This window comes from Aeromonas sp. LsrichE-8G, from assembly GCF_022869435.1.
GTDB classification, from domain to species: Bacteria; Pseudomonadota; Gammaproteobacteria; order Enterobacterales; family Aeromonadaceae; genus Aeromonas; species Aeromonas caviae.
Genome location: NZ_JALIHH010000057.1, coordinates 1 through 12380, shown reverse-complemented (window position 1 = coordinate 12380; position 12380 = coordinate 1). Strand labels below are relative to the sequence as shown.

The 12380-nt window shown below is 64.1% G+C and carries 13 protein-coding genes and 1 pseudogene; 8 read left to right on the top strand and 6 right to left on the bottom strand.

The window, feature by feature from the left end; translation table 11 throughout:
• Positions 1–18 precede the first annotated feature (18 nt).
• On the bottom strand, positions 19–1263 hold the full coding sequence (locus tag MUW49_RS11030; protein WP_244812767.1) for an HD-GYP domain-containing protein: 1245 nt from the start codon (positions 1261–1263) through the stop codon (positions 19–21).
• A 144-nt stretch (positions 1264–1407) separates the two neighbouring features.
• Here MUW49_RS11030 and metA point away from each other — a divergent pair, with 144 nt between their 5' ends.
• Positions 1408–2355, top strand: coding sequence for a homoserine O-succinyltransferase (gene metA, locus MUW49_RS11025; protein ID WP_010672713.1), 948 nt, complete (start codon positions 1408–1410; stop codon positions 2353–2355).
• A gap of 6 nt (positions 2356–2361) precedes the next feature.
• Here metA and MUW49_RS11020 read toward each other — a convergent pair whose 3' ends face one another.
• Entirely contained in the window at positions 2362–2880 is a 519-nt protein-coding gene (locus MUW49_RS11020) for a tyrosine-protein phosphatase (protein ID WP_244812765.1), read from the bottom strand.
• Between the two features lie 149 nt (positions 2881–3029).
• Between MUW49_RS11020 and MUW49_RS11015 the strand changes: the two genes are divergently transcribed.
• The gene (locus MUW49_RS11015) at positions 3030–3500 is read left to right on the top strand and encodes an Lrp/AsnC family transcriptional regulator (RefSeq protein WP_010672715.1); all 471 of its coding nucleotides are present in this window, start codon (positions 3030–3032) and stop codon (positions 3498–3500) included.
• 55 nt (positions 3501–3555) lie between these two features.
• Here the strand turns inward: MUW49_RS11015 and MUW49_RS11010 are convergent, their stop codons facing one another.
• On the bottom strand, positions 3556–5520 hold the full coding sequence (locus MUW49_RS11010; RefSeq protein ID WP_052815611.1) for an LTA synthase family protein: 1965 nt from the start codon (positions 5518–5520) through the stop codon (positions 3556–3558).
• A gap of 258 nt (positions 5521–5778) precedes the next feature.
• On the opposite strand from MUW49_RS11010, the gene MUW49_RS11005 reads away from it, so the two are divergent.
• Positions 5779–6057 carry a DUF2442 domain-containing protein gene (locus tag MUW49_RS11005; RefSeq protein ID WP_039039795.1) on the top strand — a complete coding sequence of 93 codons (279 nt, stop codon included), beginning with the start codon at positions 5779–5781 and terminating at the stop codon, positions 6055–6057.
• 117 nt (positions 6058–6174) lie between these two features.
• Positions 6175–7791, top strand: coding sequence for an alpha-amylase family protein (locus MUW49_RS11000; RefSeq protein ID WP_052815612.1), 1617 nt, complete (start codon positions 6175–6177; stop codon positions 7789–7791).
• A 55-nt stretch (positions 7792–7846) separates the two neighbouring features.
• On the opposite strand, the gene MUW49_RS10995 is transcribed toward MUW49_RS11000, so the two are convergent.
• A complete protein-coding gene (locus MUW49_RS10995) occupies positions 7847–8377 on the bottom strand; it encodes an MgtC/SapB family protein (protein ID WP_160836811.1) in 531 nt (176 codons plus the stop codon).
• Between the two features lie 24 nt (positions 8378–8401).
• Positions 8402–9844: a RimK family protein gene (locus tag MUW49_RS10990; RefSeq protein ID WP_041212263.1), complete on the bottom strand. Its 1443-nt coding sequence runs from the start codon at positions 9842–9844 to the stop codon at positions 8402–8404.
• Positions 9845–10031: 187 nt separating this feature from the next.
• On the opposite strand from MUW49_RS10990, the gene MUW49_RS10985 reads away from it, so the two are divergent.
• The 4 genes from MUW49_RS10985 to MUW49_RS10970 all read left to right on the top strand — a co-directional run bounded on the left by MUW49_RS10985 (position 10032) and on the right by MUW49_RS10970 (position 12177).
• Positions 10032–10505: an N-acetyltransferase gene (locus tag MUW49_RS10985; protein ID WP_124244417.1), complete on the top strand. Its 474-nt coding sequence runs from the start codon at positions 10032–10034 to the stop codon at positions 10503–10505.
• Positions 10502–10738 carry a DUF3624 domain-containing protein gene (locus tag MUW49_RS10980; RefSeq protein WP_041212265.1) on the top strand — a complete coding sequence of 79 codons (237 nt, stop codon included), beginning with the start codon at positions 10502–10504 and terminating at the stop codon, positions 10736–10738. Before MUW49_RS10985 ends, MUW49_RS10980 begins: the two co-directional genes overlap by 4 nt.
• A gap of 42 nt (positions 10739–10780) precedes the next feature.
• Positions 10781–11527: an SDR family oxidoreductase gene (locus tag MUW49_RS10975; RefSeq protein ID WP_244812764.1), complete on the top strand. Its 747-nt coding sequence runs from the start codon at positions 10781–10783 to the stop codon at positions 11525–11527.
• Positions 11528–11751: 224 nt separating this feature from the next.
• The gene (locus MUW49_RS10970; RefSeq protein ID WP_104456047.1) at positions 11752–12177 is read left to right on the top strand and encodes a hypothetical protein; all 426 of its coding nucleotides are present in this window, start codon (positions 11752–11754) and stop codon (positions 12175–12177) included.
• Positions 12178–12262: 85 nt separating this feature from the next.
• Here the strand turns inward: MUW49_RS10970 and MUW49_RS10965 are convergent.
• Positions 12263–12380 (bottom strand): annotated as a pseudogene (locus MUW49_RS10965) (ISAs1 family transposase); the annotation flags it as partial.

Genomic DNA, 12380 nt, shown 5'->3' with positions numbered 1-12380 from the left:
TGGGTGGGGCCAGCCCTCTCAGGGCTTGCCGTGTTCGAAGTAGTAGCTGATCCGGGTGCGGGGGTTGAGGTATTCGAACACCGCCGGGGGCAGGCGTTTGGGCTGGATCACCTTGGCGATGGTCAGCCCGGCCGCGTCGAGGTCGATGATGGCCGCCTCCTGGCGCGGAATGCGGGGGTCGTATACCAGCACGGCGGGGTAGAGCAGGCGGGAGGCGTTGACCGACATCACCAGCCCCACCTGGCCGTTGGAAAGCTGCACCACGCTACCCGGGGGGTAGACCCCCATCAGCCGGATCAGCATGCCGAGGTGATCGGCGTTGAACTGGGACTTGCGCTGCTTGTAAAGGCTGCCGAGGGCCGCGTAGGGCACCTTGGCCTCCAGGTGGCAGAGGCTGTCGTACTCGTTGATGAGGGAGACGATCTGGGTGAGGGGATCGAGCTGATCGCCCTTGAGCCCCTGGGGGCCGGTGCCGTCCAGGTACTCGTGGTGGTTCTGCACTATCTGCTTGGCCGCTTCCGGAAAATCGCTGACCAGCCCCAGCAGTTCCAGGCCGTAGCGGGGATGCTGGGCCATCAGGTTCTGCTCCGGCTTGGTCAGCGGCTCCGTCTTGCGCAGGATCTGGCTCGGGATCCTCAGCTTGCCGATGTCGTGGAACAGGGCCCCCATGCCGACCTGGCGGATTGCCTCGGCCGGCAACTTGCACTCCCGGGCGAGCAGCATGCTGAGCACGCTGACGTTGAGGGAGTGAAACTGCAGGCTGTTGCCATCATCGCTGTCAGAGACCAGGTGCAGCACCATCTCGTCCACCGAGAGGAGCTGCTCCGTCATGGCGTTGATCAGCTCCTGGGCCTCGCTGATGGCGTTGAGGGGGCGGGACTGGATCTTGCCCATGAGGTTGCGCACCTGGGCCAGGGATTGGCGGAACTGTTTCTCGCACTGCTGCAGGTCGCGGCGATAGCGCTGCAACTGCTCGATGCGCCGCAGTTTCTCCTGCTGCATCTCCTCCTGGCGGGCGACGAGACCCTCTCCCTCAACCTCATCCGCCTGGGGCTGGGTCTGGCCGAGGGGCTTGGGCGGCGTGTCGCTCTTGTCGGGAATGATGGTCACCAGCTTGAGGCCAAGGCGACGAATGAGCTCGATCTCCTCCTCGCTCTTGAGCTTGAAGCTGGAGAACAGAAACGGGTGCTCACGCCATCCCAAAGGCAGGGAGACATAATTGCCGACTTGCAGCCGTTCTACGGAGATCTTGATTCCTGTCATGGGGTTGGGTACGAGGGACACACTGAGCCGTATGCTAGTCAAAGGGCGGGGTGAATACAAAAGGTATCTGATGACAGCGAGAGCGCTTTATTATAGGCTTCTAGATGTCCAGACATATTTACCGATGCAGTACAGGGAGTCAGCATGCCGATCAAGATCCCGGACCAGTTGCCCGCCGCCGAAGTGCTGGGGCAGGAGAACATCTTCGTGATGACGGAATCCCGGGCCGTCACCCAGAACATCCGCCCGCTGCGGGTGCTCATCCTCAATCTGATGCCCAAGAAGATAGAAACCGAGATCCAGCTGATGCGGATGCTCTCCAACTCGCCCTTGCAGGTGGACGTGGATCTGTTGCGCATCGACGATCGGGAGTCGAAAAACACGCCCCAGGCGCACCTGGAGAACTTCTATCACGACTTCGAGCAGGTGAGAGGCAACAACTACGACGGCATGATCATCACGGGGGCGCCGCTCGGGCTGGTGGAGTTCGAGGAGGTGGTCTATTGGCCACGCATCGTCGAGATCATCGAGTGGTCCCATCAGCATGTCACCTCCACCCTCTTCCTCTGCTGGGCGGTGCAGGCGGCGCTGAAAGCCTTGTACGGCATGGAAAAGCAGACCCACGGCGAGAAGCTCTCCGGGGTCTATCGCCACCACCGCCTCGACGAGCACGAGGCGCTGCTGCGCGGCTTCGATGACGAATTCGTGGCGCCCCACTCCCGCTATGCGGCCTTCGACGGGGATCTCATCCGCGCCCACACCGATCTGCAGATCTTCGCCGAGTCGGAAGAGGCGGGCGTCTATCTGGCCGCCACCAAGGATTGTCGCCAGGTGTTCGTCACCGGCCATCCGGAATATGACGCCCTGACCCTGGATGGGGAATACCGGCGGGATCTGGCGGCCGGGCTCACCCCCGTCATTCCGGTCAACTATTACCCGAACAACGACCCAAGCCAGACCCCGCGCGCCACCTGGCGCAGCCACGGTCACCTGCTGTTTTCCAACTGGCTCAACTATTACGTCTACCAGTTGACCAGCTACAAGGTGGAAGACATCGGCAAGGTGTTTACCTACCAGCAGCCCAAGGGATAGAGCCCATCAGTCCGCCCCGGCCAGCCGCCGTCCACGGGTATCGAGCCAGTGACGGTGGCAGGCCAGGGTGAAGGCCCGTGGCCGTCTGGCCCGGATGAGGGTCATGGCCTCCTGCTGGGGCAACCCCTGGGCCATCAGCAGCAGGGCGGCCGCCAGCCCGGTACGCCCGCTTCCTCCGTGGCAGTGAATGGCAAGGTGACGCCCCTCGCGCAGCAGGGCGAGCAGTCGGGGTTGCACCCCGGGCCAGGCCTGTTCGAAGGGGGCATCCGGTGCCTCGTCATCCGCAATGGGCAGATGGAACCAGCTCATGCCTCTGGCCTGCACCAGCTGCCCGAGAGAGAGGGGCCCGCACAGGGCCAGCTCCTCCACCGTCATCAGGGTCAGCACCCCGCCGGCACCGGCCAACTGCAACTGGGCAAGGGTGTCGGCCATGGGGACCTGCTGGCTGCCGGGGCAGGGGGTGAGCAGGAGCTGGCCGTCGAGCCGTGGAACGTCCAGGCTCCAGAAGGGATGGGCACTGAGCATGGGGTTCCTCGTGGTGGTCGGGATCAACGGGATGGGCATCCCGCGGGTGCGGCACAGCATAGAGGGGCCGGAGGCGATGTCAATCTGCGTTGTGTTCGGCCCGGTTTACGGGCAGAGTCTAAAAAAATCGAGCGATGCAAGGAGTAAAGATGAGAAACCTGGATCAACTGGACTTGGACATCCTGGCCCATCTGTTTCGCGATGCGGGCATGACCAACAAGGATTTGGCGGCCCTGGTCGGGGTGGCGCCGTCCACCTGTCTGGAGCGGGTGCGCAAGCTGCAGCAGGATGGCGTGCTCAAGGGGGCGCACTGCGAGGTGGATTACCAGGCCCTGGGCGGACACATCCAGGCCATGGTCTCCCTGCAACTGGCCCGTCACAGCCGCCAGATCATCGATGCGTTTCGCGACGCCATCCTGGCCCTGCCCGAGGTGATCAGCCTGTTCCACATGGGCGGCAAGGATGATTTCCTGGTGCACCTGTGCGTCTCCGATACCGAACACCTGCGCAATTTCGTCTTCGATCACTTCACCTCCCGGGAAGAGGTGGTGCACCTCGAGACCTCCCTGGTGTTCGAGCACAGGTTCAGCCGCTCGCTTCCCTGCTTCCCCCACCCCTGACGGGGCTAGCCGCAAGAAAAAACCGCCCGAGGGCGGTTTTTTTGTGGGCGATTCCTCAGTTGAGAGCCAGCCGGCTGTCCTGCGCCGTCCGGTAGAGCCCCTGCTGATAGGCCAGGCTGCCCCACAGGACCAGCCCCAGGGCGGTATCCTTCATGGTGTCCGGCTGCTGCGCCGGGGTGAGCGTTTCGGTCGCATCCTCGTAGATGAAGCCTTCCGGCGCCCGCTCGGGCTGCTGGATCACCACATCCCTGCCACGCATCAGGGCGAAGTTCTTGTCGTACTGCATGATGGCGCGTCCAGGCCAGTCGGCGGGCATGCGGGTGAGATCCTTGCCCAGCATGGGGTAGTCGGCACTGATGCCCATGAGGGAGAGCAGGGTCGGGGCCATGTCGATCTGGCTGACGATGCGGGGGTCCTTTCTCGGTGCTATGCCGTCCCCCAGGATGACCCCCGGGATGTGGAAGCGGGGGATGGGCACCAGGCTGGCTCCCCCGACCCGGCTGTCGTGATCGGCGATGACCAGGAACAGGGTGTCCTTCCAGTAGTCCGATGCCCTGGCCTTCTTGAAGAACTCGCCGACGGCGTAGTCCGCGTACTTGGCGGCGTTGTTGCGGGTCTGCTTGGGCTGCTCGTACAGGGCGATGCGGTTGTCGGGGAACTCGAAGGGATCGTGGTTGCTGGAGCTGAACACCAGGCTGAAGAAGGGTTTACCCTCCTTGTGCAGCGCCACGAAGGTCTCGTTGGCCTTGGCCATCAGATCTTCATCCGAGGCGCCCCAGGATCCCTCGAACACCGGGTTCTTGAAGTCCTTCTGCTCGACGATGGTGGTGAAGCCATTGCCGAGGAAGAAGCTGCGCATGTTGTCGAAGTGGCTCTCGCCGCCATAGATGAAGCTGGTGTCATAGCCTCGCTGCTTGAGCAGGTCGGCGATGGTGAAGAAGTTGGTCTGGCTCTTGCCGAGCTTGACCACGGCCTGGGCCGGGGTCGGCGTGAAGCCGGTGAGCACCGCCTCGATGCCGCGTACCGAACGGGTACCGGTGGCGTAGAGCTGCTCGAACGCCCAACCCTCTTTCGACAAGGCATCAATGTTCGGGGTGAGCGGCAGGCCGCCGAGGGAGCCGACGAACTGGGCCCCTAGGCTCTCCTGCAGCAGGATCACCAGGTTTTTGGGCTTGCCCTGGTAGCTGGCCGTGTTGAAAGTCTGGCTCGGCAGATCGGCAGAGGTGAAATCGCCGAGAGGACGACCGCTCTCCTCGCGGACTATGTCGAGTACCTGATGGTCAGCCATCTTGCCGTAAAACTGGCTGGCGTCCTCCTCGGCCCCCATCTGCTTGATGGCAAAGAAGAGGGAGTAGGCGGAGTTGACGGTGAGGGCGTTGACCAGGGGATCGTCGGCAAAGGCCACCATGGCCGGATTCAGGGCGCGATGGCCGAGACTGGAGCGGGCGCCGAGGAAGCCGACGGCGAGGATCAGCAGGGCGAAGGCGGGGCGCCAGTACCAGCGGGGAAAGCTTAGGTCACGCACCAGGCGGCCGCTCAGCCACCAGCCACCGCCCAGCACGGCGCCGCTGAAGATCACGGCCAGCAGCAGCTCGCCCTTGCGGCCAGCCCACAGCATGGAGAGCACCTCCTTCGGATAGATGAGGTACTCCACATAGAGACGGTTGGGGCGCACCCCGTATTCGGTGACGAAGGCGGGAGTTGAGATCTCGAGAAAGAGCATCAGCCAGAGCCCCAGGGTGAGCCAGATCCGGATAAGCTGCATCCAGAGCCGCCCCGGCGCGTGGGGTCCGGCCAGCAACTGGGTCAAGACGGCGGGTACGCCCCAGACCCAGCAGAGGGTGGCGACGTCGACCCGAATGCCTTGCAGCAGCATCTCCTGCCAGCCAGAGACGGCATCCACCCGTTCCAGTTGCCAGAGCCCCAGGCCAAGGCGGCTGACGGTCAGGGAGATGAGCGCGATCAATGCAAAGACGGCGATGGGCCAAACCGGTCCCAGCCATTGTCTGATGGTGGTCATATTGTTCCTGCAAACCTGTTTGCGCCCAGTCCCCGGACGCATTGTTGTTATGGTGCAGGAGTATGACAGTGGCGCCTGGCAAAGGTTGCATGGGGGGGAGGTATAAATGGAGAAGCTGGCACGTTTTATGATTTTTTTGTGACGGGATGCAGGGTTCGAAGAGAGCATAAAACGCTGGGGAAACTGTGATCCTGCTGGCACATCAAGACAATGGTCGTGCCTATAATGGCGCCGGATTTCTCAATCGGAGCCGAAGGGATGCCGGTCTTCATCGATGTGGAATATATGCAGGGCTGGTCTCTGTTCGTGGTGCTCTCCGACGGCACCACAGGCGTGCTGGATCTCACCCCCTGGCGCGGCCAGCCGCTGTTTGCGGCCATGGAGACCGAGCGTCGCTTCGCCCGTGTCTTCATCGATGATCGCCATCAACTGGCGTGGCCCTCGGGCTTCACCCTGGCGGCCCACGAGGTCTACCACCTGATCCTGCCCATCGACGAGCGCGCCGCCTTCCCCGATCGCAACATGCATCGCTTCTGACATGCTAACTCGTTGAGTCAGGTAACGTTTTCAGTCACAGACCCGCGTCGGTCAGGTCGTTATTATGACCCCAGTGCGGCGCTTTGGGCGCCCATCCACCACAGCGGGAACATAACAATGAAACAAGGAACGTTGCGTCGTGGCGGCCTCATCGGGGCCGCCCTGTTACTGACGGCTTGCGGCAGCGGGGGAGGCGGTGGCAGCAGTGACCCCCAGCCCCCGGTGGTCAATCCGCCCCCCGCGTCGGCCAGCCGCGCCTGCTACGGCAATGATCAGCCAGCCTGCAACCTGCGCACCTACCAGGTGATGGTGGAGTCCTTCGTCGACGGCGATGGCAGCGCCAACTACGGCGTCGGTTACGGCCCCTCCCGGCACAACGGCGATCTGCAGGGGATCATCGACAGCCTCGACCACATCAAGAGCCTCAACGTCAACGCCATCTGGCTCACGCCGGTGTTTGACTCCTGCGCCGGCCAGGCCGGGGACGACCGGCTGGATGCCACCGGCTACTTCGCCTGTGACTTCTTCAACGTGGATCCCAACTTCGGCAGCAACGCCCAGCTTAAAAAACTGGTGGACGGGGCGCACCAGCGCGGGCTCTATGTCTTCCTCGACGGGGTGTTCGGCCACGTCAACAAGGTGGGGGTGAGCAAGCCTTCACCAGAGGGGCGGCTGCCAGCCCTCAAGAGCGGCGGCGCAGGCTACCCGGGTCAGCTGGTGGATTACGGCCAGCCCGAGAGTCTGGCCTACTTCAAGGAGGTGGCCCGTTACTGGGTCGAGCAGTACGGCATCGACGGCTGGCGCCTCGATCAGGCTTATCAGTTGGGGCTGGATGACTGGCGCGCCATTCGCAGCGAGGTGGCCCAGGCCAGCGCGGCGCGCAAGGCCGCCGGCCAGCAGTGGGGCACCCTCGGCTACATGGTGGGGGAAGTGTGGAAGGGCGCCGACGAGATCCGCGCCCAGGCCTATGGCCCGAGCGACAACCCGGCGCTCTCTTCGGCGTTCGACTTCCCCCTGCGCTACGGCCTGGTACAGGCGCTGGCGGTGGAAGAGTCCGGCAAGGGCGGGCAGGGGGCCAGCGTGCTCGACGCCAGCTGGAACAAGGTGGAGAACTACCCGGACCATGCCATGCCCAACCTGATGCTGGGCAACCACGATCTGGTGCGCTTCGGCGATCTGCTGGAGCGGGGCAACTTCAATGGGGCGGACTACTGGCAGCGCCACAAGGCGGCCTTCAGCTTCATGGCCGCCCGCTCCGGTCCCATTACCTTCTACTATGGCGAGGAGTTTGGCGACGAGGTGCCTGGCTTTGCCAGTCAGGTGGGGGGCGACTGTGCGGCCCAGGGGCTCTGCGATGATCACGTGGCCCGCAGCGATGGCAAGGTCCCCGGTGTCACCGGCTTCGTGCCGAGCAGCGAGCAGGCCGAGCTCAAGCAGTGGCTGAGCGCTCTGCTGGCCCTGCGCGCCGCCCACCCCGCCCTCTATCAGGGGGAGCGGGTCAAGCTGGTGGCCGAGGGGAGCGTCTATGGCGACATCAAGCAGACGGCGGGCGAGCAAGTAGTCTACCTGCTCAATGTCTCCACCACGCCTCAGAGCTACGCCGTGCCGGTCGGCAAGCTGCGCAGCGGCAGCGCCCTGGTGGATCTGCAGAGCGGCGAGAACCTGGCCATCGGTGGCAGCAGCGTGACGGTGGACTTGCCGCCCCTCACCGGCCGCTTCCTGCTGGTGCGCTGAGGGAGGCAGACAACAGAAAGGGCTCCATAGTGGAGCCCTTTTTCATGGTGGCGGCTTACTTCTCGATGCCGCTGCCCAGATCGTCCCGGCGGGAAGAGACCGAGGGCTCGGCCCCGTGGCGCCAGTGTTCCAGCCGATTGTGCACCCCGCGGCGCAGGCTCTTGAAGCTGGCTTCCAAGTAGTCCACCCCCACCAGGATGGAGAGGGTGACGCCGGTGAGCAGCAGCGCCTGATGCAGCATGTCCATGCCGATGAGGGCGCCGAGGGCGGCCAGCATCCAGATGGCGGCGGCGGAGGTCACCCCCAGCACCTGACCATCCCGGGTCATCATGACCCCGGCCCCGAGAAAGCCGACCCCGGTGATGAGCTGACCCAGCACCCGCGCCTGATCGGCGCCCTGAGGACTGACGGCGGCGCCGATGGCGAGAAAACAGTAGGTGCCGAGCACGATGAGGGAAGAGGTGCGGATCCCCACCGGCTTGCCGCGAAGCTGCCGCTCCAGCCCCACCAGGGTGCCACACACCAGACAGACCAGGATGTTCTCCCAGCCAAGGGGCGCGATGTCCCACCACTGCATTGTCATCATATCCACCTCTGCTCGCGATGCTTGTTATCCTGTCGCGCTCTGCCCCCGGTTCTCCAGCCGCTGGCGGAAGGCCCGGGCGAGGCGCTCGTAGAGGTCCTTTGCCTCCCTGTCTTCAATATCGCCACGTATCCAGGGGTTGTCGATGATTTCCAGCAACACGCAGCCCTGGCCCTGCTGGCGCAGATCCACCCCGAACAGGCCGTTGCCGAGCTGGTGCACGGCGCGGCGGGCGGTTTGCAGCACCCGCTCCGGCACTTCGCTGAGGGGCAGCGCCTCGATGCGGCTCATGTCGAGGGGGTGTTTGCGGCGACGGATGCGGTTGCCGGGTTCGGGTCGGTAACGGCGGCAGGCGAACAGCGGCGAGCCGTCGAGAAAGCCGATGCGCCAGTCGAACTCGGCAGGGATCCGGCTCTGGACCAGCAGCAGGGCGGAGCGGGCCAGCCCCTCGTCCAGCAGGCGGGCGAGCTGGATGTCATCGCTGGCCATGGCGAGGTCGCGCCCCTGGGCGCCGTCGGGGATCTTCACCATCAGCGGCAGACCGAGGCGCTGCACCAGTTCGTCCACATGCTGGCGGCCGCGGCGGGTCACGACGGTGGTGGGGGGCATGGGCACGCCGCTGCGCACCATCAGCTCGTAGAGATAGAGCTTGTTGCTGCAGGCGAGGATGGCACGGGAGCTGTCGATGACCGGCATCTTGAGCTGCTCGGCACGGCGGGCAAACTCGAAGGTGTAGTGGCCGACCGCGGTCTCGGCGCGCAGCCAGAGGGTGTCGAACTCCGGCAACCGCTCGATGGCCGAGGGAGGCAGGATCTCGGCCTGGATCCCCTGGGCAGCGGCCGCCTTGATGAAACGCTCCAGCGCCAGGGCATCGCTGCTGGCGCGGCCGTCGTTGGGGTCGACCAGGATGGCGAGCTGGTAGCGTGGCGCCGTCTGCTCCTCGTCCCCCGTGCCCACCAGCGCCTGGGCGTGCTGCACCATCAGCGCCTTCTCGCTCGGGCTCAGCGCCAGCGGTGACAGGCTCTCCTGCTGGCGCACCGACCAGCCGTGGCGACCGCGCTTGAGGGTCAGCTCCTGCAGCGGCAACTGGCTCAGGCCGTAGTAATAGCGGGCGAGCCCCGCCAGCTCGCTCTGTTCGCACTGGCCGAAGATGGCGCGCACCCGGATCCTGTCTTCGCTCTGCTGGGCCAGCCAGCCCTGCAATTTGCGCCACAGCTTGGCGGGAGGCTGCTGGGGTTGCAGCCTGCTGATGGCCTGCAATCCCGGCAGGCAGTGGTGGCCGCGGGCCTGGGCCAGCAGGGAGCAGTAATAACCGGCCCCCAGGTGTTCCAGGCTGCGGCAGAGGTTGATGATGCGCGGACGCCCCCCTGTGGTGGGCAGACCGTGTTGCAGGTAGGTGCGGGCGGTCAGCAGATAGTCGGCATGGCAGGGCCAGTCGCCCGGCTCCTCGACGATGACATAGGTACTCATATTTTCAGGCTCCACAGAAAGGACTGCCAGAAACGGCAGGATCCCCAGTGGGCTTCGATGCACCGACAAGCACGACAATGGCGCGAGGGGAAACAAGAGGTTACAGTGCCTAATATTCTGCCTTGGTAACTTGTGATACAAGTCGCATTTCTGGTGCTGAGGATAAATAACCGAACAAGGACTCCCCGTGTTGACCGTGCGCGCCGCCCGAGCCGATGATTTGGGCGCCATCGTGAAGCTGGAACGCTACTGTTTTCCCCCCGAGGTCGCCTTCGGCCGCAGCCGCTGGCACTATCTGCTCAATCAGGCCAAGGGGCGCACCCTGCTGCTGCAAGACGAGAAGGCGCAGGTGATGGGCTATTTGAGCGTGCTGGAGCACAAAGGCTGGGATCGTCTCATCATCCAGACCCTCGCCATCCGCTGGACCGTCCGCCGTCAGGGGTGGGCACGCCGCCTGCTGGAGCAGGTGATCCGGGAAGGGCGCGAGGCCGGCTGGGGGGCGATTCGCCTCGAGGTCGCCGACGCCAACCCAGAAGCCAGGACCCTCTATCAGGGGCTGGGGTTTCGCCCCGGGGTACGGCTGCCCGATTATTACGGGCCCGGCCAGCATGCCCACCGCCTGGTGCTGGCGCTGGGGGATGAGCGGCAGGAGCCATCATGAGTTGCGAGGATTGCCTGGCCACGGCCATCAGGGCCAAGCTCGGGCGCTGCCCGGTCTGTGCCGCCCAGACCTTTCTCATCGGGGTCGTCGGCTGGTTGGTCTGGTGGTGGTGCGGCGCCGATACCTCGGTCAACGCCCTGACCGGCCTGCTGTTTGCGCTGGGGGGCTCGGGTCTCTTCCTGCTGCATCTGGCGGTGTTCGCATGGCGAAAGCTGGGCAAACGCGACATATAACGTGCTGATTTTTCAAGAAGACAAATAACAATGGAGGTTCACATGATTGCAATGGTAACGGGCGCCTCGTCCGGCTTTGGCGAGGCCATCAGCCGCCTGCTGGTGAGCGCAGGCCACCGGGTCATCGGCACCGGGCGCCGCGCCGAACGGCTGGCCGCCCTGTCCGAGGATCTGGGCGAGCAGTTCCTGCCCCTGGTGTTCGACGTCCAGGACAAGGCTGCCACCCGCGCCGCCATCGAGGGGCTGCCGACCGAATGGCAACAGGTGGACCTGCTGGTCAACAACGCCGGCCTGGCACTGGGGCTGGAGCCTGCCCACAAGGCAGACCTTGAGGACTGGGAGCAGATGATCGCCACCAACATCAGCGGCCTGACCCTGATCACCCGGTTGCTGCTGCCGGGCATGGTGGCGCGCAACTGCGGCCACGTCATCAATATCGGCTCCATCGCAGGGACCTATCCCTATCCGGGCGGCAACGTCTACGGCGCGACCAAGGCGTTCGTGAAGCAGTTCAGCCTCAACCTGCGTGCGGATCTGGCGGGCACGGCGGTGCGTGTCACCAACGTGGAGCCCGGCCTGTGTGGCGGCACCGAGTTCTCCAACGTGCGCTTCCACGGCGACGACGCCAAGGCGGCCACCGTCTATCAGGGGGTGCAGGCCATCCTGCCGGAAGACATCGCCAATACCGTACTCTGGATCAGCGAGCAGCCTGCCCACGTCAACATCAACAGCATCGAGATCATGCCGGTGGCCCAGACCTTCGGTCCGCTCCACATCAGCCGTCGCTGATGTCATGACGAGCCGACTTCTGTCCACAAGAGGCGCCTTCGGGCGCCTTTTTTTGATGGGTCTGGTCGCACTCGTCATGGAGTGCAGAAGGAGGCGTGTTGCAACCCCGTGCTGAAACGTCGAAAGAGGGGGTACTCAAGTTGGCCTGCATTTTGCTGTCTCCGGCCCATGGCGGGGAAACCATCCCCGGAGCCGGCGAGGCCGGCAGTGAGCGTGGAGCCTTCATGGATATCAAACCCTATGGTCATCAACTCGCCCAGAGCGCGTCCCAGAACCGAGCCCTGGCGACCCTCAGCGACAGCGATGACAAGCAGAGCGGCTGGTCTCAGCAGGTCAGCCTCTCCAGTCAGGTGCTGACCGGCAAGGCGCAGCAGGCACTGACCTACGAGCATCTGGCCAGGAACGGCAAGAACACAGTCCTGACCGGTGGCGTCAAGGATGCGCGGGTGCAGCAGATGGTGGACAAGGCCCTGGGCTTTGATCGCAAAAAATTTGACGATCTCGAGCGTCAGCTCAAGGGGATAGCGGATGACAAGACGCTCTCTGCCGAGGAGCGCGAAACGCAGAGCAAGGACCTGGCCGCGCAGCGCGATGCCATGCTCAAGGAGGCCATGGATCGCCTCACCGGCAAATCCGCCTCCCAGGTATGACGTGATTCAAACGGAAATCTTTGGGCGTTAAAGGCAAGGGGTTGCCCCCTTGCCACGCAGGGCGGGAGCACACTTTGTTGATATTTTAACCAAAGAATAACTGAGCCCGATAGTCGTCATTCCAGCCGGCTCTTTTTAGCTTGTTTCTCTGACTTCGAGCACCACAATTGCTCTGTTTTACGATATTCAATACGAACCGCCGG